At 54.8% G+C, this 23,213-nt stretch carries 24 protein-coding genes and 1 tRNA gene; 12 read left to right on the top strand and 13 right to left on the bottom strand.

Annotated features, from left to right (window positions below):
• Position 1: 1 nt before the first annotated feature.
• Entirely contained in the window at positions 2–433 is a 432-nt protein-coding gene (fur, locus tag B6S09_RS13690; RefSeq protein ID WP_094279058.1) for a ferric iron uptake transcriptional regulator, read from the bottom strand.
• A 101-nt stretch (positions 434–534) separates the two neighbouring features.
• Here fur and B6S09_RS13685 point away from each other — a divergent pair, with 101 nt between their 5' ends.
• Together B6S09_RS13685 and B6S09_RS13680 are read left to right on the top strand one after the other, a co-directional pair.
• Entirely contained in the window at positions 535–963 is a 429-nt protein-coding gene (locus B6S09_RS13685) for a hypothetical protein (protein ID WP_094279057.1), read from the top strand.
• Positions 964–1,044: 81 nt separating this feature from the next.
• A complete protein-coding gene (locus tag B6S09_RS13680) occupies positions 1,045–1,287 on the top strand; it encodes an LPP leucine zipper domain-containing protein (RefSeq protein ID WP_094279056.1) in 243 nt (80 codons plus the stop codon).
• 104 nt (positions 1,288–1,391) lie between these two features.
• Here B6S09_RS13680 and B6S09_RS13675 read toward each other — a convergent pair whose 3' ends face one another.
• The 5 genes from B6S09_RS13675 to B6S09_RS13655 form a co-directional block, all read right to left on the bottom strand.
• Positions 1,392–2,300 (bottom strand): L,D-transpeptidase family protein, encoded by a 909-nt coding sequence (locus tag B6S09_RS13675; RefSeq protein ID WP_094279055.1) that lies wholly within the window; start codon positions 2,298–2,300, stop codon positions 1,392–1,394.
• Positions 2,301–2,398: 98 nt separating this feature from the next.
• On the bottom strand, positions 2,399–2,926 hold the full coding sequence (gene fldA / locus B6S09_RS13670; protein ID WP_094279054.1) for a flavodoxin FldA: 528 nt from the start codon (positions 2,924–2,926) through the stop codon (positions 2,399–2,401).
• Between the two features lie 44 nt (positions 2,927–2,970).
• Complete coding sequence (ybfE, locus tag B6S09_RS13665) at positions 2,971–3,255, bottom strand: LexA regulated protein (RefSeq protein ID WP_094279053.1); 285 nt, start codon at positions 3,253–3,255, stop codon at positions 2,971–2,973.
• A gap of 3 nt (positions 3,256–3,258) precedes the next feature.
• Entirely contained in the window at positions 3,259–3,480 is a 222-nt protein-coding gene (locus B6S09_RS13660; protein WP_094279052.1) for a DUF2788 domain-containing protein, read from the bottom strand.
• Positions 3,481–3,536: 56 nt separating this feature from the next.
• Positions 3,537–4,301, bottom strand: coding sequence for an alpha/beta fold hydrolase (locus tag B6S09_RS13655; RefSeq protein ID WP_094279051.1), 765 nt, complete (start codon positions 4,299–4,301; stop codon positions 3,537–3,539).
• Between the two features lie 138 nt (positions 4,302–4,439).
• Here B6S09_RS13655 and B6S09_RS13650 point away from each other — a divergent pair, with 138 nt between their 5' ends.
• The 4 genes from B6S09_RS13650 to B6S09_RS13635 all read left to right on the top strand — a co-directional run bounded on the left by B6S09_RS13650 (position 4,440) and on the right by B6S09_RS13635 (position 8,830).
• Positions 4,440–4,931 carry a replication initiation regulator SeqA gene (locus tag B6S09_RS13650; protein ID WP_166670328.1) on the top strand — a complete coding sequence of 164 codons (492 nt, stop codon included), beginning with the start codon at positions 4,440–4,442 and terminating at the stop codon, positions 4,929–4,931.
• A gap of 22 nt (positions 4,932–4,953) precedes the next feature.
• Positions 4,954–6,597 carry a phosphoglucomutase (alpha-D-glucose-1,6-bisphosphate-dependent) gene (gene pgm / locus B6S09_RS13645; RefSeq protein ID WP_094279049.1) on the top strand — a complete coding sequence of 548 codons (1,644 nt, stop codon included), beginning with the start codon at positions 4,954–4,956 and terminating at the stop codon, positions 6,595–6,597.
• Positions 6,598–6,741: 144 nt separating this feature from the next.
• Positions 6,742–7,770: a succinylglutamate desuccinylase gene (gene astE, locus B6S09_RS13640; RefSeq protein ID WP_094279048.1), complete on the top strand. Its 1,029-nt coding sequence runs from the start codon at positions 6,742–6,744 to the stop codon at positions 7,768–7,770.
• Positions 7,771–7,954: 184 nt separating this feature from the next.
• On the top strand, positions 7,955–8,830 hold the full coding sequence (locus B6S09_RS13635; protein ID WP_094279047.1) for a hypothetical protein: 876 nt from the start codon (positions 7,955–7,957) through the stop codon (positions 8,828–8,830).
• 204 nt (positions 8,831–9,034) lie between these two features.
• Here the strand turns inward: B6S09_RS13635 and B6S09_RS13630 are convergent, their stop codons facing one another.
• Positions 9,035–9,589 (bottom strand): HPP family protein, encoded by a 555-nt coding sequence (locus B6S09_RS13630; protein ID WP_094279046.1) that lies wholly within the window; start codon positions 9,587–9,589, stop codon positions 9,035–9,037.
• 132 nt (positions 9,590–9,721) lie between these two features.
• Here B6S09_RS13630 and B6S09_RS13625 point away from each other — a divergent pair, with 132 nt between their 5' ends.
• From B6S09_RS13625 to B6S09_RS13615, 3 genes are all read left to right on the top strand, one after another.
• A complete protein-coding gene (locus tag B6S09_RS13625; protein WP_094279045.1) occupies positions 9,722–9,922 on the top strand; it encodes a hypothetical protein in 201 nt (66 codons plus the stop codon).
• Between the two features lie 52 nt (positions 9,923–9,974).
• Positions 9,975–10,065: transfer RNA gene (locus B6S09_RS13620), tRNA-Ser, on the top strand.
• A gap of 131 nt (positions 10,066–10,196) precedes the next feature.
• Entirely contained in the window at positions 10,197–10,502 is a 306-nt protein-coding gene (locus tag B6S09_RS13615) for a monooxygenase (protein WP_208321755.1), read from the top strand.
• 33 nt (positions 10,503–10,535) lie between these two features.
• On the opposite strand, the gene B6S09_RS13610 is transcribed toward B6S09_RS13615, so the two are convergent.
• The 5 genes from B6S09_RS13610 to B6S09_RS13590 all read right to left on the bottom strand — a co-directional run bounded on the left by B6S09_RS13610 (position 10,536) and on the right by B6S09_RS13590 (position 17,366).
• Positions 10,536–13,115, bottom strand: coding sequence for a TRAP transporter permease (locus B6S09_RS13610; protein ID WP_094279043.1), 2,580 nt, complete (start codon positions 13,113–13,115; stop codon positions 10,536–10,538).
• A 117-nt stretch (positions 13,116–13,232) separates the two neighbouring features.
• Entirely contained in the window at positions 13,233–14,216 is a 984-nt protein-coding gene (locus B6S09_RS13605) for a TAXI family TRAP transporter solute-binding subunit (protein WP_094279042.1), read from the bottom strand.
• 156 nt (positions 14,217–14,372) lie between these two features.
• Positions 14,373–15,509: a MalY/PatB family protein gene (locus tag B6S09_RS13600; RefSeq protein ID WP_094279041.1), complete on the bottom strand. Its 1,137-nt coding sequence runs from the start codon at positions 15,507–15,509 to the stop codon at positions 14,373–14,375.
• Between the two features lie 62 nt (positions 15,510–15,571).
• Positions 15,572–16,471, bottom strand: a complete 900-nt coding sequence (locus tag B6S09_RS13595; protein ID WP_094279040.1) for a LysR family transcriptional regulator — start codon at positions 16,469–16,471, stop codon at positions 15,572–15,574.
• A gap of 130 nt (positions 16,472–16,601) precedes the next feature.
• Positions 16,602–17,366 carry a YciK family oxidoreductase gene (locus B6S09_RS13590; RefSeq protein ID WP_094279039.1) on the bottom strand — a complete coding sequence of 255 codons (765 nt, stop codon included), beginning with the start codon at positions 17,364–17,366 and terminating at the stop codon, positions 16,602–16,604.
• 151 nt (positions 17,367–17,517) lie between these two features.
• Between B6S09_RS13590 and sohB the strand changes: the two genes are divergently transcribed.
• Positions 17,518–18,531: a protease SohB gene (sohB, locus tag B6S09_RS13585; protein ID WP_094279038.1), complete on the top strand. Its 1,014-nt coding sequence runs from the start codon at positions 17,518–17,520 to the stop codon at positions 18,529–18,531.
• 82 nt (positions 18,532–18,613) lie between these two features.
• Here sohB and astB read toward each other — a convergent pair whose 3' ends face one another.
• Positions 18,614–19,948, bottom strand: coding sequence for an N-succinylarginine dihydrolase (gene astB / locus B6S09_RS13580; protein WP_094279037.1), 1,335 nt, complete (start codon positions 19,946–19,948; stop codon positions 18,614–18,616).
• A 336-nt stretch (positions 19,949–20,284) separates the two neighbouring features.
• Between astB and topA the strand changes: the two genes are divergently transcribed.
• Together topA and B6S09_RS18475 are read left to right on the top strand one after the other, a co-directional pair.
• Positions 20,285–22,912, top strand: coding sequence for a type I DNA topoisomerase (gene topA, locus B6S09_RS13575; protein ID WP_094279036.1), 2,628 nt, complete (start codon positions 20,285–20,287; stop codon positions 22,910–22,912).
• Positions 22,913–23,017: 105 nt separating this feature from the next.
• Positions 23,018–23,182, top strand: a complete 165-nt coding sequence (locus B6S09_RS18475; protein WP_166670325.1) for a hypothetical protein — start codon at positions 23,018–23,020, stop codon at positions 23,180–23,182.
• The last annotated feature ends 31 nt before the right edge of the window (positions 23,183–23,213 follow it).

Genomic DNA, 23,213 nt, shown 5'->3' with positions numbered 1-23,213 from the left:
TTTATTCGTCGTTGTGCTGACAGTCATCATTGGTGCAATGCCCATAAAGATAGAGGCTGTGATTGGTCAGCTTGATATTGAACTGTCCGGCAATGACGCGCTGGCGCTCTTCAATGACTTCGTCGTGAAATTCAATCACCTTGCCACAGTCAAGACATACCAGATGGTCGTGATGTTCCTGGGTGGCGAGTTCAAACACGGACTTGCCGCCTTCAAAATGATGGCGGGTGACGATGCCGGCATCATCAAACTGATTCAGTACCCGGTAAACAGTGGCCAGACCAATTTCTTCGCCTTGATCTATCAGCAATTTGTACAGCTCTTCCGCACTGACATGTTGGGTGTCGGGTTGTTGTAACAGCTCCAGGATTTTGATCCGGGGAAGCGTGACCTTAAGTCCTGCTTTTTTCAGTGCTTGATTGTTATCGGCCATAAAATCAACGATTCACATTTCATTTGGGTATTAGTGCCAATTTTGCGTCTTCCTGCCCCTAAAGGCAACCTGAATTCGGAAACAGTGGTAAAACCGGCGGTATGCTGACAGATCTCCTTTGTGGGTGGGATTCATTCGAGTTCTTTCTGTGTGTCAGCGCAATGCCTGCTGATTGGCATGCCGGAGCATTTGGCGGAATGATCGTGTGTTCGATGGCCGATCAGCGTTACTCCATGATGCCCGGCCCGACAGCTGGCGTGAGGCGGTGCGGCAAACGCTATCTTGTTCAGGCCAATATGGGGCAGAATGAGATGCGCAAGTTTATCCGAATCGTGACGGACTCGACGAAATCCGGCGCAAAAGCACTGGAAGTGACAAGTTTTTTCCATAATTACGTATTAACATTGTTAATGAAAGCGGTAAGTGGGTTGCTGAAATGGAGCGTGCACTCCGTGTGCGTAAAAAAGCAACAAACAGCGCTGAATCATGATGTTAAGCAAAATTTCCTAATGTCATGGTCTATAAAATAATTTGCGGTTCACGGTGAACTTCGTTCATACTTAGTTCGCCAATGTGGTCTTTTTGACTCCCATTAAAACAAGGAGCATGTAATGCGTAATAAAATGATGATGGTTGGTGGTGTAGTTGGTGCCCTGATGCTGGCTGGTTGTAGCTCTACTACTGCTCTGGAACAGAAACTGGACAGCCTGTCTCAGGACGTTCAGGCCGTTCAACAAGGCCAGCAGTCCAACGCTGCTAAAATCGACCGTCTGGCTGCTGACGTTGCCGAAGCCCGTGCTTCTGCCGACCGCGCCAACTCTCGTCTGGACCAAATGGGCCGTTACACCAAGTAACAGTCTTCCAGATACTAAAAAGCCCGACACTTGTCGGGCTTTTTTTTGGTCGAAATAACATGAATAGCCGGATGCACAGCGTTACTGTATAACCGGTTACCTTATCAGTACTGACTCTGGCCTACCAGTTGCGGTGTGGCCTGCTGCTGGCTGATGATATGCTCAAGCGTGCTTCTGTCGAGGCCGTTCTGCAGTAATGGCTCCAGCTCGCTGATATCCACCGGGCGGGTGTCTACCCGGCCTTCCGGAGTGAGGGGCTCGTGGGACTCGACAAAGGTCTGGCCGTATTCATCGGTGCTGACCTTCAGTGACTGGTTGACGATCTGTACCCGGGTACCCTTGTCGACCTGGGTGAACAGCCACTCGACATGTTCCGGATACATACGAATGCAGCCGGCGCTGGAGCGAAGGCCTACATCCAGGGGATCATTGGTGCCGTGGATCAGGTATTCACCACTGCCATAGGCCAGGCGCATGGCATATTCGCCCAGAGGATTATCGGGGCCGGCAGGCACCACGGCGGGCAGAGGAATACCTTTGGCGGCATATTCCCGCCGGGTGGTGGTAGTGGGGGTCCAGGTGGGGTTCTCCCGCATCTGGGAAATGGAGGTCACCATTTCGGGGGTTGCACGGCCAACGCGGCCAATGCCGATGGGAAAGACATAAACCTGATCTTCATTGTTCGGATAGTAGTAAAGGCGTAGCTCTGCCAGGTTAATGACAATGCCCTGGGTTTCGGCACGGGGAAGCAGCATCTGATTCGGGATCATGATGCGATCACCGGGGCGTAATAACAGCAGATCCTGCTCCGGATTGGCGGCCATCATCAGAATCGGGCTGACACCATAGTAACGTGCCAGGCCGGCCAGGGTGTCACCTTCCTGAGCGGTGTGAATAAGAATTTGTCCTACCGGCTGTCCTTTGTTAGCGGGCAGCGGTAACGGGCGCACAGCCGCTTGTGCCAGCGACAGAGGCAGCAGCAGGCCGAGCAGAATGGCACTAAACAGTTTCATAGCTTGGTTCTCTCACTGTGGTTTGAACCGGGATCATACCCTTGTTGTACAAAAAAGGGATGCGCCGGGCGCATCCCTTAAAGACCTGAACTGTCGTATTAACCTTCCAGCTCTTGCAGACACATTTCTTCATAAATCTGCTTGCACCAGCCTTTTACCCGGTCCTGAGTCAGCTCGGGCTGCCGGTCTTCGTCAATCCCCAGACCGACAAAATGAGCGTCGTCTACCAGGGCGCGGGAGGCTTCAAAATCGTAGCCTTCGGTAGGCCAGTGGCCGATGATAATGGCACCGCGGGGTTCGATAATGTCTTTCAGGGTGCCCATGGCATCAAGGAAGTACTCGGCATAGTCTTCCTGATCACCACAGCCAAAAATGGCAACCAGCTTGTCGTTGAAGTCGATTTGTTCAAGCTCGGGGAAAAAGTCATCCCAGTCGGCCTGAGACTCTCCATAGTACCAGGTGGGAATGCCCAGCAGCAGCAGATCGAAACCAGCGATGTCTTCCTTGGTGCTCTTGGCAATGTCATGGACTTCGATAAGCTGTTTGCCCAGCTCTTTCTGGATCATCTTTGCCACGGCTTCGGTGTTGCCGGTATCACTTCCAAAAAACAGACCTACACTTGCCATAATTATGCCGTACCTGTTGAGAATGTAATTGTCGGAACCTGGCGTTAATCCTGCTCTTGCTGCGCCAGTTGTTGCTGCAGCAGAGTCTGGATCAGCTCGGCTCTGCTGAGCCGGCGTTCGTTGGCCAGAACATTAAGTTTGCTGAACAGTTGCTCATCTACTTTGAGCTCTATTCGATGCAGACCGCGCTCGCGATCTCGCTTGAGCTGATTGCGTTTGTTTAGCTTAAGCTGAACCTGCCGGGGCAGGGGGTTGGTTTTGGGTCTGCCGGGCCGACGTTCGTCGGCGAACAGATCCAGCGTGGTTCTGTCTGCCTCTTGTTTGGCCATGATTTAACCCACACCACCACTTTCCCATGCCGCTTCTATAATGCCTTTGGCAATAAAGCCGGCACAGCCGAGAAACAGCACCAGCCACACAATGAAACGCCCGAATTTTGGGACGTTACCGCGTTTAAGTACATCTTGAATGGCCAGTCCGATCAGCAGAAAAATAGCTACAAAAAAGAGTTTTAGCCCCATGCTTTCCAGCAGCTCTATTTGATCCAATGACATAATGTTGACCGACCGTTAAGAATGGGCGCCACTATAGCACAAACCCTGAAAGCCTGTTAACTGAGAGCTAGCAGGAAATCCTGTACCAGACGGTTGAAAACCTGTGGTTTCTCGGCATGCAGCCAGTGGCCGGTGTCCTGGATCACCCGGGCCCTGGCGCGGGGGAACTGAGCCTGCACCGCGGATTGATGCTCGGGTAGCAGATAGTCGGATTCACTGCCTTTAATAAACAGCACCGGCGCATCATAGGGGACAGGCAGTCCCGGCCAGCCCATGATGTTTTCATAGGCGTTTCTGAGTGCCGCCACATTGAAGCGCCAGACGTTGCTGCCGCCGCTGTATGATTTCAGCAAAAACTGGCGCACACCGGCAGTATGGATATGCTTTTCCAGCACGGCATCTGCCTCTTTGCGGGTCTGGCAACCGGCATCGATCACGGCCTGCAGACCGGAAAACACATCCTGATGACGCACTTGCTGGTAGGCCACCGGCGCCATGTCGGCCACCACCAGCCCCCGCACCCGCTCCGGTGCCAGCCCGGCAGCCATCATCACCGCTTTTCCTCCCATGGAGTGACCTACCATGGCCGGCCGCTCGAGCTGCAACTGCGCAGCCAGTTCCAGCAGATCTTCTGCCATGGCGGTGTAGGTCATTTCTTCACTATGGAAAGACTGGCCGTGATTACGTAGATCCACGGCAATGACTTCAAACTGTTCTGTTAATGCCCGGTTCAGGCCGTTTAAGTTGTCAAGGCTGCCAAACAGGCCGTGTACCAGTATGACCGGCATACCCCGGCCCTGTTGTCGATAATTTAGTCCCATGAATACTGCAGTTTCATTGTTCGAAAGGTCTTCATATTGTTGCCTGAGCATGTGGCGGGCGCAACCTGCTTGGGCCGGACCCTCGCAACATGTATAATCGCCCACTCTTCACTGGGAGTGGATATGCCTGAAAAAATGATGAAAACCATTGAGGTGGATGAAGATCTTTACCGCTACATTGCCAGCAATACCCGGCATATCGGGGAGAGTGCCTCGGACATACTGCGCCGTTTGCTGAAACTGGACAATCAGGCGGATGTCCGCACCGAGCCGGTAGCAACGAGCGCGCCGGGAGAGGGAGTGCTGCGCATGCTGGATGCCGGCACCCTGTCTGCCTACGACTCGGCTATTGAACGCTTTATGACCATATTGTCGGTGCTGTATCGGGATAACCCGGTAGCCTTTGCACAGGCGTCAGATATTAAAGGCCGTAAACGCATCTATTTTGCCGATTCGGAGTCGGCGCTGCTGGCGGCGGGTAATACCACCAAACCCCGGGCCATTGAAGGCAGCCCCTATTGGGTCATTACCAATACCAATACCGGTCGCAAGCGCAACATAGTGACACAACTGATGGCTGCCATGGGGTATGCCCACGGTTTAATTGAGCGCGTCAGTAAAAGTATCTGAATTCATCAAGGACTGAATACGCATGAGCACGCATTCTCGCGCAGGTCAGCCGGCCGAACCCGCTGATCTCGTTAATCTTCCCAAACTCATGTCTGCCTTTTATCAGCTGGTTCCTGATGTTAATCAGGATGCTCAGCGGGTGGCATTCGGCACCTCGGGTCACCGGGGGTCTTCGTTTGATATCAGCTTTAACCAGGCTCATATCCATGCCATTTGTCAGGCGGTAGCCGAATATCGAAAGGCACAGGGTCTGAACGGCCCCTTGTTTCTTGGCATGGATACGCATGCTCTGTCTGAAGCGGCATTTGGGGCAGCCCTGGAAGTACTCACCGCCAACGGCGTGGAGGTGCGGGTTCAGCAGGGGGGAGGTTATACCCCCACACCGGTGATTTCCCATGCCATTCTGGCACATAACCGGGCGGATGCCGGTCAGATTGCCGATGGGATTGTGATTACACCGTCTCATAATCCGCCCCGGGATGGCGGTATTAAATATAACGGACCTGATGGTGGCCCGGCCAGTGCTGCAGCCACCAGCCAGATACAGCAGCGAGCCAATGTGTTGCTGGCCGAGGGAAATGCCGGCGTTAAACGCCTGCCGTTTGCACAAGCCCAGCAGCAGGTCACTCCCCATGACTATGTGGCCGGTTATGTGAATGATCTTGATCAGGTGATTGACATGGACGCCATTCGCCGGGCCGGTATCCGGATAGGGGTGGATCCGCTGGGTGGCTCGGGTCTGGCCTACTGGCCACATATTGCCAGGCGCTACAATCTGGACATCACGCTGGTCAATGAACGTCAGGATGCGGATTTTAGTTTTATGCCACTGGATCATGACGGCAAAATCCGCATGGACTGCTCCAGCCCATACAGCATGAGCAATCTGCTGGCACTGAAAGACGAGTTTGACATTGCCTGTGGCAATGATCCGGATTACGACCGTCATGGCATTGTCGATGCTGACGGTCTGATGAACCCCAATCACTACCTGGCGGTGTGCATTCATTATCTGTTTACCCACAGGCCGGGCTGGCGGGGCGATCTGGCGGTAGGCAAAACCCTGGTGTCATCCTCCATTATCGACCGGGTGGCAGCCAGCCTGGAACGACCGCTGATGGAAGTGCCGGTGGGCTTCAAGTGGTATGTTGAGCCACTGATGCAGGGCAGGCTCGCGTTTGTGGGTGAAGAAAGTGCCGGTGCTTCTTTCTTGCGTAAGGACGGTGGTGTCTGGACTACAGATAAAGACGGTTTTATTCCCTCATTGCTGGCGGCTGAAATCCTGGCGGTGACCGGCAAGACGCCGCATCAGTATTACGCCATGCTGACCGACACCCTGGGGCGGCCGCATTACCAGCGGGTGGACGCTCCCGCCACTTATGCTCAGAAAAAGGTACTGGCTGAGCTGAAGCCGGAGAGCATCAAAGCGGATACGCTGGCCGGTGATGCTATTGTGGCCCGCCTGACCGCTGCGCCGGGCAATGATGCGCCCATCGGTGGTTTAAAGGTGGTGACCGGACAAGGCTGGTTTGCTGCCAGACCCAGCGGCACCGAACAGGTATACAAAATTTATGCGGAGAGTTTCCGCAGTGAAGCACATCTGGAGCAGCTGATCAGCGAAGCCCGGGAACTGGTCAGTGAGGTTTTCGCCCGGGCCGGCGTCTGATGCCGGGGGCCGGTGAGCTGTCTGTACCGGCCCGTTTTTCATTTTATTATCCGGGATAACAGCGTTAGCTTTAGACATAGATACCAAAATTGTGTTTTATTGCGTTAAAATATCTGGCAATAAAATGGATTCTTGGAGGTATCTATGACTCAGACTCACAAGCTTGCTGACTTTCTTGCGCTCAGCCGAGAGCACCCCCGGTACTTGGCTCCCCTTGAATGTGAACTGCCCCATGGCACCCGAGCCGAAGTATGGGATACCGGGGTGCTGTGTCTTGAGCCGGCATCTCCCGGTGAACGGGATCTGGTTATCTCATGTGGCATTCATGGTAACGAAACTGCGCCCATTGAGCTGTGTGAAGCGTTGCTGAAGCGGCTGATAGCCGGTTCCTTGCTATGCCGGCAACGGGTGCTGTTTATTTTTGGCAACCTGGCAGGCATGAATGCCGGCCGGCGTGAACTCGATGAAAATATGAACCGGCTGTTTTCCGGCGCGCATGCGCAAGGAGAACGTATCACGCAGGAGCGCAAGCGGGCAGCGCTCCTGGAGAGTTATGTCACACGGTTCTTTTCAGCTCGCGGTAATAGCGAGCGTCTGCATTATGATCTGCATACCGCTATCCGCCCTTCACAGCGGGAAAAGTTTGCGGTATATCCCTTTCTTCACGGCGCGGCCTACAGTGCCAGCCAGCTGGCCTTTTTGCAGGCGTCCGGCATCAACACCGTGTTGCTTGCCCATGCGCCAACTTCTACCTTCAGTTATTTCAGTGCCCGCCGTTTTAATGCTCACGCCTTTACCCTCGAACTCGGCAAAGTCATGCCTTTTGGGAAAAACGACCTGACGAGGCTTACCGAGCTTGCCGGCTGCCTTGAGGCACTGATCAGTGACCCGGCCTGGCAGCCTCCGGCATTACAGCCGGCCCAGCTGGAGGTATTTGGCATCAGTCAGGAAATTTTCAAGCAAAGTGAGCATTTCCGGCTGGCCTTTGCGAGCAATGTATCCAATTTTACCTCCTTTACGCAGGGAGATTTGCTGGCAACGGATGAGCAACAGCACTGGCATGTTAAAGCCAGCCAGGAAGCAGTGGTGTTTCCCAATGCGGATGTGGCACCCGGCCACCGGGCCGCGCTGATGGTGGTACCGTTACCCCTGGCGGATTTGCCTCTGGGGTAATTGTCAGGCAGAGAGGCTTTTTTTGACTCTCATTATACTTTTGTGAACAAAATGTAGATCTTTAGTGTGTGCTTGTGCAATCATCTGGTCGTGGAAGGACGTATTACAATAAAAAGTACAAAATTAATTTATTTTGTATTCACGTCGGTATTTACTCTTTGAACCATGTGAAGGAATCACGGTTATGAAGCAAACCTGCAAGCACGTTTTCACTCTGTCTGCCCTGGCACTGGCCGTTTCTGCGGTACCTCAGGTGAGTGCTGCCACCTGGTCCGATACCTTTATCGGCTACCGTTACAGCAGTGAATTCACTGAGCCGAGTAACCCCCATGATGTTGAAAAGCATGTTTTACAGCTGACGCACGCCAGTGGCTATGCGTATGGTCAGAACTTTTTTAACCTAGATATTCTGCAGTCAGACAACATGGATCCGGCCAGTGGCGATGCCCGGGGTGAAGGTGATGGTGCCACTGAAGCTTATCTGACGTATCGTCACCAGCTGCATCTGGGCAAAGTGTTTGATACCGATCTGAGTTTTGGCCCGGTCAAGGAAGTCGCCATGACGGCCGGTTTTGATCTGAATACCAAAAATACGGCGTTTGCACCACGCAAGCAGTTGCTGGTTGTGGGGCCGACACTGAAATTTGGTTTGCCCAAGGGCTTTGCGGATCTGAGCCTGTTCTATGCCTATGAGCGCAATCACTGTGGTCTTGCACCGTGCGGTGCTCCCGGCAATCACAATGACCTGAGCTTTGACCCTTACTATATTGTGAACCTGGCTTGGGGTATTCCTTTCAATGCGGGTCCGGTACCGATGAAATTCCAGGGCTTTGGTAACTACAATGGTGCCAAAGGGCAGGATTACTTTAATGCTGAAACCAAACCGGAAGTGCTGATCCGTACTTCTCTGATGGTGGATGTGGGTGAGCTGGCGTTCAGCAAGAGTAATACTCTCTGGGCAGGGGTTGGCTATGAATACTGGGACAACAAGTTCGGTAACCATGGCAAGCCGGGTGTCGATACCCGTGCTCCTACCTTACAGCTGGAATGGCACTTCTGAGTGGCGGGTTAAATACTTGCCTTTGTGACCGAAAGAGCGCCCCGGCGCTCTTTTTTGTTTTATCAGCCATGTCCTGAGATCTGAACGGTTGGTTTGAGTCTTTTGTCCCATCTTTGTGATGGGAAATTGAACACAAAGTGCCACCTATTGTGGCTGCGTTTGTGCACAGCAGAGCAACAGGAGAACCGCCGTTTTCTTTGCAGACTAGTCGGTGATGGAGGCCGGCCGGGATTCCTGCTCGGCCGGTTGCTGCTCTTTTACGGCATGATTCTTGGGGCAGGTCACCTTGGGACCAAACGGATAGCGTCGGTGTGTAAAGATATAGTGATACATACTGGCAAACCCGACCATAAACAGGGTGCCGGCCAGGGTGGGAAGAATAAAGTCCAGCGGCGTCAGGTGTGCCCCCGACAGATAAATCAGAATAGGGTTGGCCCCGGCGGGAGGATGCAGCGTATCGGTCAATACCATCAGGGTGATACTTAAACCAAAACAGATGCCCAGGCCCAGAGTAGGATCGGGGATAAACTCCAAACCTGCTACGGTGATACAGGTGGTGAGTAAATGACCCAGGATTACATGCTTGGGACGTGACAGGGGGGCTGAGGGCAATAGCAACAATAGCACCAGGGTCGCGCCCAAGGGGGCACTCAGTACCATAAAATGGGTCCAGTCTTTCAGGTAACTCAGGCAGATAACTGCCACAAAAGCGGCGGTGCCGGCCAGGGTTGCGTCACGCAAGCGGTGTTTAAAGTGCATTGAGACCTCGTGTTGCAGTGATTTTATAATATATGCTTATAAATTGAGCGGTTAAATTGTATTTATAATGCATAAAAAATAAAAGCAGTCATTCATGCAAAAAACGCATAATTTATGGATAAGGGGTGAGCCATGAGTGAGCATGAAGCCTTGCGTAAGGCATTGCGCTGGCTGACGGAGCAGCCGTGCATCAATAGCAGTATCATTACCGAGGCCGGCCGCCGTTTTGACCTGTCTCCACTGGACGAGCAGTTTTTGCGTGATTACTTTTTGAACCAACAGCATGAATATATCACGAAAAGTGTGCAAAGTGATGATTTGAAAAGCAATTGAGTCGGTTGTCCCTTTACAGAGCAAGCCTGAACACAGTATTATTCGCGCATCAGGAGGGGTGGCAGAGTGGTTGAATGCACCGGTCTTGAAAACCGGCGTGGGTTAATAGCCCACCGTGGGTTCAAATCCCACCTCCTCCGCCAGACCAAAAAAGCCCGTTGCCAATGCAACGGGCTTTTTTGTGCTTTTCGCCAAGTTTGGTCAGGCAGCAGAGAGTTGTCGCCGTTTCTGCCCTGCATTACAGTAGCAGCCAGGTGAACCAGTAAAGGTGAAGATGATGAAAACAGTCGTGCAGGTTGATTTCCCCTACACGGGACCATTTGGCCAGGAAATGGCGACCGCTATGGCCGGTCTTGCCCAGTCCATTGCCGACGAGCCGGGGTTTATCTGGAAAATCTGGACGGAAAACCCGAAAACCGGCGAGGCGGGTGGTCTCTATTTGTTTAAAGACCCGGATAGTGCACAGCGCTATCTGGAAAAACACACCGCCCGGCTGCAGAGTTTCGGAATCAGTGATATTCGAGGACGGATTTTTGCTGTGAATGAGGCGTTAACGACGATAGACCGGGGCCCGGTATAAAATAATGCCGGCCATCAGGGCCGGCATTTCTCATTATGCCGTTGTGCCGGACCGGCGGCGGCGTTGTGCCCAGGCCACCCATGCGGTCAGCAGCAGCGCCGGAATAAACATCCACTCTTTGTCGGGGCGGTCGGACGGGCGTTGCAGGGAGACCACTTCAAGATCGAAGTCCACGCCCAGGCGTTCAGCCTGACTGCCAAAGTCCACCATGTCGATCAGCACTTTGTCACCTTCGCTACGCAAGTTGCTGATCCCAGTGCTGGCCAGTCTGTCAGCAGCACTTGAGCGGTCGGCGTCGAAATTAAGCTTCACCACCTTGTTCACCGGTTCACCAAACAAATTGGTGCCCCCCAGTTGCAGAATAATTGACTCGCTTTCCGGCAGGCTTTCCACCACTTGTTCCCACTGGCTGGCGTCATATTGCGTCATCGGCGGAAACAGTTTGTCCCAGAAAAAGCCGGGGCGGAACAGAGTAAAGGCCACCAGCAGCAATGCCAGGGTTTCCCACCAGCGGCTTTTGACCAGCCAGAACCCCTGGGTTGCAGCGGCGAACAGCAGCATGGCCGCCAGTGCACTGACAATGGTCAGCAGCAGTCCTCCCCAGCTATCTATGCCCAGCAGCAGTAGCTGGGTGTTGAAGATAAACATAAAGGGCAGAATGGCGGTACGAATGTCGTAGGCAAACCCCTGTATACCGGTTTTGATCGGATCGGCTTTGGCAATGGCTGCGGCGGCAAAGGCGGCCAGCCCCACCGGCGGTGTATCGTCTGCCAGTATGCCGAAGTAGAACACAAACAAGTGCACGGCAATCAGTGGCACAATTAATCCGTGCTGCGCGCCCAGGTTAACAATCACCGGCGCCATCAGGGTCGACACCACGATATAGTTGGCGGTGGTGGGCAGGCCCATGCCCAGCAGCAGGCTGATCACAGCGGTGAAAATCAGCATCAGCAGCAGACTGCCACCGGAGATGAATTCCACAAACTCGGTCATCACCAGGCCGATGCCGGTCAGGGTGACGGTGCCGACCACGATGCCGGCAGCAGCGGTGGCCACGCCAATGCCAATCATGTTACGGGCACCGGTGACCAGCCCCATAAACAAGTCGAAGGCACCTTCTTTCAGCAGTCCTTCGGATTGTTGCTTGCGGAACATGGCCTTGAGCGGCTTGTGGGTGACCACAATGAACATCATGAACAGCGTGGCCCAGAAGGCGGAGAGACCGGGAGACAGGCGTTCCACGGTCAGACACCATACCAGTACCACGATGGGCAGCAGGTAATACATGCCCGACTTGAAGGTGGGGCCGGGATCGGGCATATGAATATCGGGGCTGTCGGGATCGTCAATCGCGAGATCCGGCAACCGGGCAGACCAGGCCACCAGTGCCACATAGCTGACCAGAGCCAGCCCGCTCAGTACCCAGGTGGCCAGGGGGCCAAACAGGGTTTTGGTCCAGCCGATGCCGTAATAAATGATGGCAGACAGCAGCAGCATGCCGACAATCATGGTCATAAAGCCAAACAGACGCTGAGCCACGGTGACCTTGCGCCGTTGCTGCAGCGGCTGCATGCCGGCCTTTACCGCTTCAAGGTGCACAATGTAGATCAGGGCGGCATAAGAGATCAGGGCCGGCAGAATGGCGGCTTTAATGACCTCAATGTAGGAAATACCCACGTATTCTACCATCAGAAAGGCCGCTGCCCCCATAATGGGCGGGGTGAGCTGTCCGTTGGTGGAGGCGGCTACTTCAACAGCACCGGCCTTGGTGGCAGGAAATCCGACCCGCTTCATCAGCGGTATGGTAAAGGTGCCAGTGGTGACGACGTTGGCAATGGAAGAGCCGGACACCAGCCCGGATAATCCTGATGACACCACGGCCGCCTTGGCCGGACCGCCACGCAAATGGCCGAGCAGGGAAAATGCCAGCTTAATGAAGTAATTGCCGGCGCCGGCCCGCTCCAGCAAGGAGCCAAACAGCACAAACATAAACACGAAGGAAGTCGAGACGCCAAGAGCGACACCGAATACCCCTTCAGTGGTCAGCCACTGGTGGGTAACGGTCCGTGCCAGACTGGCTCCACGGTGTGCGATCACGTCCGGCATCATGGGACCGGCAAAGGTGTAGAACAAAAAGATCGCAGCCACGACCATCAGTGGCGGACCCAGCGCTCTGCGGGTGGCTTCCAGCAGCAGCAGCATGCCAATGCAGGCCACCACCAGATCCTGGGTGATGGGCAGACCGGGCCGGCTGGCCAGTTCATGGTAGAACAGGAACAGGTAGGCCGCGCAGAAGGCACCAGCCAAGGCCAGGGTCCAGTCGTGCCAGGGAATACGATCCCGGGGAGAGTGTTTTAAGGCAGGAAAGGCAGTAAACGACAGAAAGATGGCAAATGCCAGGTGAATGGATCTGGCTTCGGTATCGTTAAAAATACCGATGTTAAACATAAAGGGCAGGGGTGATACGTACCACAGCTGGAACAGGGCCCAGCACAAAGGGACCATCAGCAGTGCCCAGTGGCCAAAGCCCGTAGGGTGGCGGCCGCCGGTATCGGCCTGAGCCAGCATTTCATCCAGCGTTTGCTGAGTGTTATCCTGGGGCGGTTGAGACATGGTTTTTCCTCCGAATGTCAGCTTATACAGCAAACCGGGGCGGCAAGTTCTGCGCTTGCCGCCCCGGAGGTATCCTGACCAGTTCAGGGAAGCAAGCTTCCCCGGTGTAAGACTGAATTACTCGATCAGGCCTGCTTCCTTGTAATACTTCTGAGCACCCGGGTGCAGCGGCGCGCTCAGGCCGTCTTTCACCATTTCTTCCTTCTTCAGATTAGCAAAGGCAGGGTGCAGGCGCACAAACTGATCAAAGTTGTCGAAAACGGCTTTGGTCAGCTGATAAATTTGCTCTTCAGGTACCTTAGCGCTGGTCACCAGGTTGGCACCTACGCCAAAGGTCTGCACATCTTCATCAGAGCCGGTGTATTCGCCGCCGGGAATGGTGATATGACGGTAGTAGGCATTATCACTGATCAGTTTCTCCACTACTTCGCCGTTGACGGAGACCAGGTTGGCTTCACAGGCAGTGGTGGCTTCTTTAATCGAGCCGTTGGGGTGACCAACCACATAGACAAAGGCATCAATGCGGTTATCACACAGGGCCTGGCCATGCTCTGCCGGGCGCAGCTCAGACACCAGACTGAAGTCGTCATGGGTCCAGCCATAAGCTTTCAGCAACACTTCCATGGTATCGCGCTGGCCGGAGCCGGGGTTGCCAATGTTGACGCGTTTACCCTTGAGATCTTCAAAGGTTTTGATGTCGGCGTCCTGGCGGGCGACGATGGTAAGAGCTTCACCGTGCAGGGCAAATACCGCGCGCAGATCGTCATAAGCGCCCTGTTCGGCAAAAGGACCTTCACCCTTCAGTGCCTGATATTCCAGATCTGACTGGGCAACACCTACTTCCAGTTCACCAGAGCGCAGTGAGTTCAGGTTGTAGCCGGAGCCGCCGGTACTTTCCACCGAGCAGCGAATTCCGTGCTCGGCACGACCCTGGTTAACCAGACGACAAATGGCACCACCGGTAGGGTAATACACACCGGTTACACCGCCGGTACCGATGGTGATAAAGCTCTGATCTGCGGCCATGGCACCGGATACGCCTGCACCCAGTCCCAGGGTCATCACTGCGGCTGCGCCACTGATGGTTTTTTTAATCGACATAGTTCCTTTTCCTTGTCTTAAGGTTCAACAGTCGTGCTTTGATGATTAGTTAAGCTGTTCAAAGATAGCAAAAAGGAGTGGCGGAAGGCGAGGAAAAGGTGCCTTTTGAGTATGTTTCGGGTCAATGAAAAGGCCGGCGGAGAGCCGGCCTTGAGGTTAACGGTTGTTGATAGCGGCAATCATCCGGTGCAGGGCTTCATCCAGCATGGCACGGGGACAGCCAAAGTTGAGCCGTACAAAGTCACTGCCACCAAACTGGCCACCGGGAGAGAGTCCGACTCCGGCTTGCTCAAAGAAACCAATGGGGTCATCCAGCTCCAGAGCGCTGATATCCACCCAGGCTAGGTAGGTGGCTTCGGGAGCCAATACCCGCACATCGGGCACATTGTTCAGGCGTTCCACCAGCAGATCCCGGTTCTGGCGCAGGTAGCCGAGTTGGGCCTGCAGCCACTCTTCGCCATCGGCATAGGCGGCCTCGGCGGCGACAAAGCCCAGCAGGTTCACATCGGCCATAATGCCGCGGGCGGAACGGGTAAAACGGGTCCGCAGTTCGGCATTGGGCACCACCGCAAAGGAGCAGCACAGACCGGCAATGTTAAAAGTTTTGCTCGGTGCCATCAGAATAATACTGCGATTGGCGGCATCATCACTGATGTCGGCATATGGCACGTGAGGCTTGCCTTCATCGAGCAACAGGTCACAGTGAATTTCGTCGGAGCACACAATCAGATTGTGGCGCTCGGCAATGTCGTTGATGGCCGCCAGCTCTTCCCGGGTATAAATGGTGCCGCCCGGATTATGGGGGTTACAAAACAGTAACAGCTCACTGTCTTTGGCCTGACGTTCGAGGGATTCCAGATCCAGCAACCAGCGACCGTCTTTTTCCACCATTTCCACATGGGCGGCCTTGCGGCCATGGAAGCCGGGCGCATGCAAAAAGGGATAATAAATGGGCTTGGGCATCAGAATATGGCTGCCCGGTTCGCTGAAGGTCTGGCAGGCCAGATTAAGGGCCGGAACCACACCGGGCATATAGACCAGCCAGTCGGCCTGGATTTCCCAACCATAGCGTTCGCGTAAACGGGTAATAATTAGTTCGGTCAGTGCCGGGGTAGGGCGGCTATAGCCAAAAATACCGTGTTCTACCCGTTCATTCAGGGCATTAATTACGGCTGGCGGGGCCTTGAACTCGGTGTCGGCAACCCACATGGGCAAAATGTCGGTGCCTTCGTATTTCAGCCATTTAAGAGCACGGGTAGGGCGGCGGTCTATCCACTGATCGAAATCAAACATGAGGGTTCCTTGTCCAACTGGGAACCAGAGAGCATAAGGAAGCATGAGCGTACTGGCAACAATCAGGATAAATCTGCTTGCTGGCTTTGTTCATCATAATATTTGCGGATCAGACTCAGCAGCAGGCTGGCTGCCGGGCCGGGCGGCGTGGTGCCGGGCAATACCAGATGCGTAAAGCGCTTGCGCAGGGCCTGATTGGCCATATTGATGCGAACCAGCACGCCGTCATTGAGCAGGGGGGACACCACATCCAGCGGCAGCCAGGCAAAGCCTACCCCCCGGCGCAGTAATGACAGAGCATCGTGCAGGTGATGAATAATCCAGCGTTGCTCGCCTCTGGCCCACCCCTCTTCCTGTTCATTGCCATCGGCCAGTACCAGCTCCAACTGTTGCTCCAACTCGGTATGGGCCACCCCGCTCAGGGTGGCCAGCGGGTGGTCCGGAGCACACACCGGCACATATACCGTTGTGGCCAGGGGTAATGATGTTATGTTGGGGTAAGCTCGTGACGCAAAGACCATATGGGCGGCTTGCTGGGTAATGACGGCCTGACAGCCGGATGGCTGGGTTTCCACCAGATAAATGCGGCAGCCCCGGGACTGAGAGCGAAAAGCCGTCAGAGCCTGGTAGAGTGGCGTTCGTGGCAGAGAAGCTTCAACCACGATGCGCAGCACCGGCTCCCAGCCACTGGAAAGAATATCTGCCAGGTGTTCCAGGCTTTCCACATCCTGGGTCAGCTTGCGTGAACGCCGTAAAAACACTTCGCCCTGAGGCGTGAGACAGGCTTTGCGGCCCCGCACTTCCAGCAGTGACAGGCCCAGAGCCTGCTGCAACTTGGCCACCGCATGATTGAGGGAAGACTGACTTTTATTCAGCTTTTCTGCTGCCTGAGCATAGCCGCCATAGTCAACCACGGCCTGAAAAATACGCCACTGTTCAACTGTGCTTTTGGGACGGTACATGGAAAAGGCCTGCCTTGGCACTGCCATATAGGGGGCCTTGCCGTGGCCCCTTCAGTTAAGGGTATCCCATTCAGTTTTAGTTGATCCCTGAATATTTGTCAGTATGACGGTGAGTCAAGCCGGCTAACGCTCAGCGGGGCTGGCTGGCCATGCGATCGGCCTGAGCATCAACAGACTGGCCGTTTTCGTTGAGGCTGTCGTCGCCCATCAGGTAGAGGTAGGGGCCCATGATATCGGCTGGGGTACGCAGGCTTGCGGCTGCCTCGGCCGGAAAGGCGCGGGCCCGCATATGCGTACGGGTGGCACCGGGATTAATGCAGTTTACCCGAACGCCTGTGTCGGCCAGCTCGGCGGCCAACACTTGCATCATGCCTTCAGTGGCAAACTTGGAGATGGCGTAGCTTCCCCAGTAGGCCCGGCCCTGTTTGCCCACACCAGAGCTGGTAAAGATAATGGACGCCGGCTTGCTGTCCTTCAGCAGCGGCAGCAGGGCCTGAGTCATCAGAAACTGTGATTTGAGGTTTACCTGCATCACTTTGTCCCACTCGTCTTCGCCAATCATTTCAAAGGGGCCCAGCGCGCCCAGTTGGCCGGCATTAAACAGCACGCCATCAAGACGGCCAAACTGCTGGCGCAGGGTTGCGGTCATATCCTGATAGTTTTGCTTGGTTGCCCCCTGCAGATCCAGCGGAATAATGGCCGGCTCCGGGCTGCCTTGGGCCAGCAGTTCGTCGTAGACGGCTTCCAGTTTCTTTACCGTTTTACCAAGCAGTATCACGGTGGCTCCGTGCGTACCGTAACTCAGGGCGGCCTGACGGCCGATTCCGTCACCGGCACCGGTTACCAGAATAATTTTATTGTTGAGCAGGTCGGAAGAAGCTTGGTAATCGAGCATGGGCCTTGTTCTCTGTACAGAAAGTCAATGTGGCCCGATCAAACCAGACTCTGAGGCGGGATGCCAGTACCGAAAGCAAAAAAGCCGATTGGTGTTCTTGTTTGAGGCTGTCAAAATAGTGTCATCGGTCTGCATTGAGGAGAAATAAAACGTGGAATTTCTGTATGAATATGGCTTGTTTGCTGCCAAGGTCGTGACGTGGGTAGCGGCGGTGGCGGTGGTGATTGCACTGATTGTGGCGGCCAGGCAAAAGCAGGAGGACGATGGTCTTAAGGTCAAAGACATCAGTGCGGCGCTGCGCCGGCAGGCCCGGCGTTTGCGTCTGGCAACCGCCGTCAACGAGGCGGAGCGCAAGACTCTGAAACAGGACTTTAAACAGGCCGACAAGGCAGAGAAAAAACAGGGCGATCACCGGGACAGGCTGTATGTGATTGATTTTAAAGGCAGCATGGATGCTCATGAAGTCTCCTGGCTCAGCCGGGAAGTGACGGCCCTGTTGCAGCTGGCCGACCCGGGCGATGAAGTGCTGGTGCGAGTTGAGTCGGGGGGCGGTGTGGTGCACGGCTATGGCCTGGGGGCTGCCGAATTGCAGCGGCTGAAGGGGCATGGTCTGAAACTGACCGTGGCGGTAGACAAGGTGGCCGCCAGTGGTGGTTATATGATGGCCTGTGTGGCCGAGCAGATTATTGCCGCTCCCTTTGCCATCGTCGGCTCGGTGGGGGTGGTGGCGCAAATGCCCAACTTTAACAAGTTTCTGAAGAACCGCGACATTGATATCGAGCTGCACACCGCCGGAGAATATAAGCGGACCCTGACTCTGTTCGGGGAAAACAGTGAGCAGGGGCGAGCCAAGTTCCGGGAAGAGCTGGAAGTGATCCACCAGCGTTTCAAGCATTTTATTGCGGAAAACCGGCCTAAACTGGAGCTGGATAAAGTGGCGACCGGTGAACACTGGCTGGCCAGCGATGCCCTTGCGCTGGGGCTGGTCGATACGCTGCAGACCAGCAGTGACTATCTGCTGGCGCAGAGCAATAGCAAGCGCATTATCAGTCTGAGCTTCAAGCCCAGGCAAAGCCTGAAAGACAAACTTGGTAAGGCGGCCGAAGCCGGTGTCAGTCGTGGTCTGATGAAGCTTTATGAGGCTGGCCAGCGGCCATTTGGCTGAGAAGGGCTGTCAGTCGAAGCCGCGGGGTCTGTGACCCCGCTGGGAGGGGACCGGGATCATTACCCGGTCCCCTTTTTTACATTTACCGCTGAAACGGGTAGACGGAGCCGAGTTTCAGCAATTGTGTCAGCTCGTCCAGGGCGGTGCGGGACTCGTCCAGCAGCATGGGATCACGCAGGTCATCGGGGATCAGCCGATCACGGTAGTGACGGTGTATCCAGGCTGATAAATGGCCATACAGGGTGTCGTTCATCAGGCAGGCAGGGTTCACTGCGGCCAGCTCTGCCTCGTTCATGGCGACCCGTAAACGCAGGCAGGCCGGCCCGCCGCCGTTTTGCATGCTTTGTTTAACATCCATAAAGCGCACTTCCTGCACAGGTGTATTCATGGCAGTCAGTCGCTCAAGGTAAGCTTTGACACTGGGGGTGTCGGCACACTCGGTCGGCGCGATCAGGGCCATGTGGCCGGGGGCCAGCGTCACTAGCTGGGTATTGAACAGGTAACTGTTGATGGCATCTTGCACCGGCACATCGCTGTCACTGACTTCAATAAAGTGCATGCCGGCGTCCGGCAGTTTGCGCCGGATTTCGTCCTGTACGCCTTGGGTATCGAGGAAGGCTTGCTGGTGATAGAACAGAACATTACCGTTGCCAACGGCAATGACATCGTTGTGAAATACACCTTGATCAATCACTGCCGGGTTCTGCTGAATAAACAGGCTATTGTGTTCACTCAGCCCATGCAGGCGGGCTACCGCGCGGGACGCTTCCAGAGTCTGTCGTGCCGGATAACGCTGCGGGGCCGGCATATCAGGGCGGTGTGCACTGCGGCCATATACAAACAGCTCCAGCCCCTTTCCCTGGTTATCATAAAGGCGGGTATGGTTGGCGGCACCTTCATCACCAAAATCATCATGGGCAGGCAGAGCGGCGTGATGACAAAAGTGATTTTCATCGCTGAACACCTGGCGAAGAATGCGCCCGGTTACTCCATGCTCCAGGGAGCGGTGAAATTTATTGATCAGGTTGGCCGGCGTGAAATGAATACGGCCATCCTTTGTATCGGCACCGGGAGAAACGGTGGCGGCGTTGGCGGTCCACATGGAAGAAGCCGAGCAACAGGCTGCCAGTAACATGGGATCTTCACGGAACGCCTTATCAAGCACGTCGGCATCGGTGCCGGTAAAGCCCAGCTGGCGCAGCGTGGCGATATCAGGCCGCTCCTGTGGTGCCAGCACACCCTGCACCAGTCCCATGTCCGACAGAGCCTTCATTTTGTTCAGGCCCTGTAATGCGGCTTCCCGTGGGTGAGATGTGCTGCGGGCGTGGCGATTTGATGCCACATTGCCCCAGGACAGGCCGGCGTAGTTGTGAGTGGGGCCGACCAGACCATCGAAGTTTGCTTCCCTTTCAACCATGATAATCTCCTGTGAAGAGGGCTTTTTGCCTATTAAAGATGCTGATTCTGGCCATTATATTTGGATTTTAAGCAAGATTGTAACTTAAATGTGACGAAGAAAAATGCAAAGAGAATAATGATGCATAAAAAGCGGGCGAACAGGCGGCCTTAATAAAAAAGCAGTTGATTCCTGCGCATATGAGGGCGTTAATAAATAAATATAAATTCACCGAATTTTTTTCAGGCCCGGGCCCGGCTGGTTTGCTTTTTGTGACGATATCACTTATACAGCCGTCATTACCTTGCCGCAGACCAGCCCGAACGGGGCCGAACTTTAAGGATTTTAACGCGCTTTATGAGCAAATCTCTCGTTATTGTGGAATCGCCCGCCAAAGCCAAGACCATCAACAAGTACCTGGGCAGGAACTATGTGGTCAAATCCAGTGTCGGTCACGTCCGGGATCTGCCGACAGCCGGCTCCGCCAGCGGGAAAAAGCCTGCGGCACGTAAAACCGATACCAAAAATCTGAGTCCGGAAGAAAAGGCCCGGCTGAAAAAAGAAAAGGATCACAAGGCGCTGATCGCCCGTATGGGGGTGGATCCGGAGCATAGCTGGCAGGCCAATTATCAGGTGTTGCCGGGCAAGGAAAAGGTAGTTAACGAACTGCAGGCCTTGGCCGAAAAGGCTGATACCGTCTATCTCGCAACGGATTTGGACCGTGAGGGAGAAGCCATTGCCTGGCACCTGAAAGAATTGATTGGCGGTGACGACAACCGCTTTAAACGGGTGGTGTTTAACGAGATTACCAAATCGGCCATTCAGGATGCCTTCAGTCAGCCGTCGGAGCTGAACCTCAACCGGGTAAATGCTCAGCAGGCCCGTCGTTTTCTCGACCGGGTAGTGGGTTACATGGTGTCTCCGCTGCTGTGGAAAAAGGTGGCCCGGGGGCTTTCCGCTGGCCGTGTACAGTCGGTGGCCGTACGCCTTATCGTGGAAAAAGAGCGTGAAATCAAGGCGTTTGTACCCGAAGAATACTGGGATATTCAGGCGGCCCTGAGCAATGAGCAACAGCTGGCGCTGTCGATGATGGTCGCCAAATACCAGGGTAAAGAGTTCCGGCCCACCAATGAGACCGATGCCATGGCAGCGGTAGATGCGCTGCGTGCCGGCAGCTTTACCGTGGCCAGCCGGGATGACAGGCCCACCCAAAGCAAGCCGCCGGCACCCTTTATCACGTCGACCCTGCAGCAGGCGGCCAGCACCCGGCTGAGCTATGGGGTCAAGCGCACCATGATGCTGGCCCAGCGCCTCTATGAGGCCGGCTATATCACCTATATGCGTACCGACTCCACCAACCTCAGTCAGGAAGCGGTGACCTCGGTGCGGGATTATATTCAGGAGCAGCATGGTAGCGAGTATCTGCCCGAGTCACCTAATGTATATGGTGCCAAGGCCAACGCCCAGGAGGCGCATGAAGCCATTCGTCCATCCGATGTCAACCTGCTGGCAGAGCAGCTGGAAGGCATGGAAGCGGATGCTAAACGGCTTTATGACCTGATCTGGCGTCAGTTTGTGGCTTGTCAGATGACCCCGGCCAAATACGACAGCAGCACCATTACCGTGGCCTCCGGCGATTATGAATTGAAGGCCCGTGGCCGCATTTTACGCTTTGCCGGCTGGACCAAAGTATTGTCACCGCAAAGCCGAAAGGGAGAAGACACCGTGCTGCCGGCGGTGCAGCAGGGCGAAACCCTGACCCTGAACGAGCTGATGCCCAAGCAGCACTTTACCAAGCCGCCGGCGCGTTTTACCGAAGCGGCGCTGGTGAGGGAGCTTGAGAAGCGCGGTATTGGCCGGCCGTCTACCTACGCCTCAATTATCTCTACCATCCAGGATCGAGGTTATGTGAAGGTGGAAAGCCGCCGTTTCTACGCCGAGAAAATGGGTGAGATTGTGGCCGATCGGCTGCAGGAAAGTTTTGCCGAGCTGATGAACTACGACTTTACTGCCCAAATGGAAAGCAAGCTGGATGAAATTGCCGGCGGTACGCTGAACTGGACGCAGGTACTCGATGCTTTCTATGCTGAATTCAGCGAAGAGCTGGAAAAAGCGGAACGTTCGGCAGAAGAAGGCGGGATGCGTGCCAATGAAATGGTGCTGACGGATATCGACTGTCCCACCTGCGGCCGCAAAATGGGCATTCGTACGGCTACCACCGGAGTATTCCTGGGCTGTTCCGGTTATGCGCTGCCGCCCAAGGAACGGTGCAAGCAAACCATTAACCTGATCCCCGGTGATGAGTTTGTGCTGGCCAATGATGAAGAGGCGGAAACCGATGCACTGCGGGCCAAGCACCGGTGTGACAAATGCGGTACTGCCATGGACGCTTACCTGATCGATGACAAGCGTAAGCTGCACGTATGTGGTCAGAACCCGGACTGTGACGGTTATGAACTTGAGGTGGGCCAGTTTAAGCTCAAGGGCTACGAAGGGCCGGTGATTGACTGTGACCGTTGCGGCAGTGAGATGCAGCTCAAAACCGGCCGTTTCGGCAAATACATGGCCTGTACCAATGAGGAATGTAAAAACACCCGCAAGATTCTGAAAAGTGGGGAAGTGGCACCGCCCAAGGAAGATCCGGTTCCCTTGCCTGAGCTGCCCTGTACTCAGTCTGATGCGTATTTTGTACTGCGAGACGGGGCGGCCGGTATTTTTATGGCGGCCAGTAATTTCCCCAAATCACGGGAAACCCGAGCCCCTCTGGTGGAAGAGCTGGTACGCTTTAAAGACCGGTTACCGCCCAAGTTCCTGTATCTGGCCGAGGCACCCACTGAGGATCCGGAAGGTAACAAGGCGGTAGTGCGCTTCAGCCGTAAGAACAAGGAACAATACGTAATGACGGAGGTCAACAAGAAAGCGACTGGCTGGACTGCCCATTATGTGGACGGAAAATGGCAGCAACACCAGAAAGGCAAGAAATAATCCGTGATGTCCCGACCACTGCGGGCCATCCTGCTTTCCCGTGTACTCAGGGAAGATGAGTACCGGGAAAGTACAGTGAAGCAACGTACCTGAGCAGGAGTGAATATGGATATTCGTGAAGTAAGGCCGGGAATGATTTGCTATACCACCGAAGGCTCGGGATATGTGCTGGAAGTGGATGTTAACAATGAAATTGTGTTGTTACAGCGTGAAGACGAAACCATTCCCTTTCAGGTGCATGTCAGCGACCTACTGGACAAGCTGGACTAGCCCTCGTCGCTGGCACTGCCATTAACTGCCA

The organism is Oceanimonas baumannii, assembly GCF_002245495.1.
Lineage (GTDB): Bacteria > Pseudomonadota > Gammaproteobacteria > Enterobacterales > Aeromonadaceae > Oceanimonas > Oceanimonas baumannii.
The sequence above is the reverse complement of the archived record's forward strand: the minus strand, read 5'-3'. Positions and strand labels throughout refer to the sequence as shown.

Excerpts from the sequence above, each read along its gene's own strand:
- fur (WP_094279058.1), bottom strand. The coding sequence starts at position 433 with ATGGCCGATAACAATCAAGCACTGAAAAAAGCAGGACTTAAGGTCACG.
- B6S09_RS13655 (WP_094279051.1), bottom strand. The coding sequence starts at position 4,301 with ATGGGACTAAATTATCGACAACAGGGCCGGGGTATGCCGGTCATACTG.
- astB (WP_094279037.1), bottom strand. The coding sequence starts at position 19,948 with ATGGTTGAAAGGGAAGCAAACTTCGATGGTCTGGTCGGCCCCACTCAC.
- fldA (WP_094279054.1), bottom strand. The coding sequence starts at position 2,926 with ATGGCAAGTGTAGGTCTGTTTTTTGGAAGTGATACCGGCAACACCGAA.
- B6S09_RS13610 (WP_094279043.1), bottom strand. The coding sequence starts at position 13,115 with ATGTCTCAACCGCCCCAGGATAACACTCAGCAAACGCTGGATGAAATG.
- B6S09_RS13590 (WP_094279039.1), bottom strand. The coding sequence starts at position 17,366 with ATGCTCGATTACCAAGCTTCTTCCGACCTGCTCAACAATAAAATTATT.
- B6S09_RS13605 (WP_094279042.1), bottom strand. The coding sequence starts at position 14,216 with ATGTCGATTAAAAAAACCATCAGTGGCGCAGCCGCAGTGATGACCCTG.
- B6S09_RS13615 (WP_208321755.1), top strand. The coding sequence starts at position 10,197 with ATGATGAAAACAGTCGTGCAGGTTGATTTCCCCTACACGGGACCATTT.
- B6S09_RS13685 (WP_094279057.1), top strand. The coding sequence starts at position 535 with ATGCTGACAGATCTCCTTTGTGGGTGGGATTCATTCGAGTTCTTTCTG.
- B6S09_RS13625 (WP_094279045.1), top strand. The coding sequence starts at position 9,722 with ATGAGTGAGCATGAAGCCTTGCGTAAGGCATTGCGCTGGCTGACGGAG.
- pgm (WP_094279049.1), top strand. The coding sequence starts at position 4,954 with ATGAGCACGCATTCTCGCGCAGGTCAGCCGGCCGAACCCGCTGATCTC.
- astE (WP_094279048.1), top strand. The coding sequence starts at position 6,742 with ATGACTCAGACTCACAAGCTTGCTGACTTTCTTGCGCTCAGCCGAGAG.
- B6S09_RS18475 (WP_166670325.1), top strand. The coding sequence starts at position 23,018 with ATGGATATTCGTGAAGTAAGGCCGGGAATGATTTGCTATACCACCGAA.
- B6S09_RS13675 (WP_094279055.1), bottom strand. The coding sequence starts at position 2,300 with ATGAAACTGTTTAGTGCCATTCTGCTCGGCCTGCTGCTGCCTCTGTCG.
- B6S09_RS13595 (WP_094279040.1), bottom strand. The coding sequence starts at position 16,471 with ATGTACCGTCCCAAAAGCACAGTTGAACAGTGGCGTATTTTTCAGGCC.
- B6S09_RS13600 (WP_094279041.1), bottom strand. The coding sequence starts at position 15,509 with ATGTTTGATTTCGATCAGTGGATAGACCGCCGCCCTACCCGTGCTCTT.
- B6S09_RS13680 (WP_094279056.1), top strand. The coding sequence starts at position 1,045 with ATGCGTAATAAAATGATGATGGTTGGTGGTGTAGTTGGTGCCCTGATG.
- B6S09_RS13635 (WP_094279047.1), top strand. The coding sequence starts at position 7,955 with ATGAAGCAAACCTGCAAGCACGTTTTCACTCTGTCTGCCCTGGCACTG.
- B6S09_RS13660 (WP_094279052.1), bottom strand. The coding sequence starts at position 3,480 with ATGTCATTGGATCAAATAGAGCTGCTGGAAAGCATGGGGCTAAAACTC.
- B6S09_RS13630 (WP_094279046.1), bottom strand. The coding sequence starts at position 9,589 with ATGCACTTTAAACACCGCTTGCGTGACGCAACCCTGGCCGGCACCGCC.
- ybfE (WP_094279053.1), bottom strand. The coding sequence starts at position 3,255 with ATGGCCAAACAAGAGGCAGACAGAACCACGCTGGATCTGTTCGCCGAC.
- B6S09_RS13650 (WP_166670328.1), top strand. The coding sequence starts at position 4,440 with ATGAAAACCATTGAGGTGGATGAAGATCTTTACCGCTACATTGCCAGC.
- topA (WP_094279036.1), top strand. The coding sequence starts at position 20,285 with ATGAGCAAATCTCTCGTTATTGTGGAATCGCCCGCCAAAGCCAAGACC.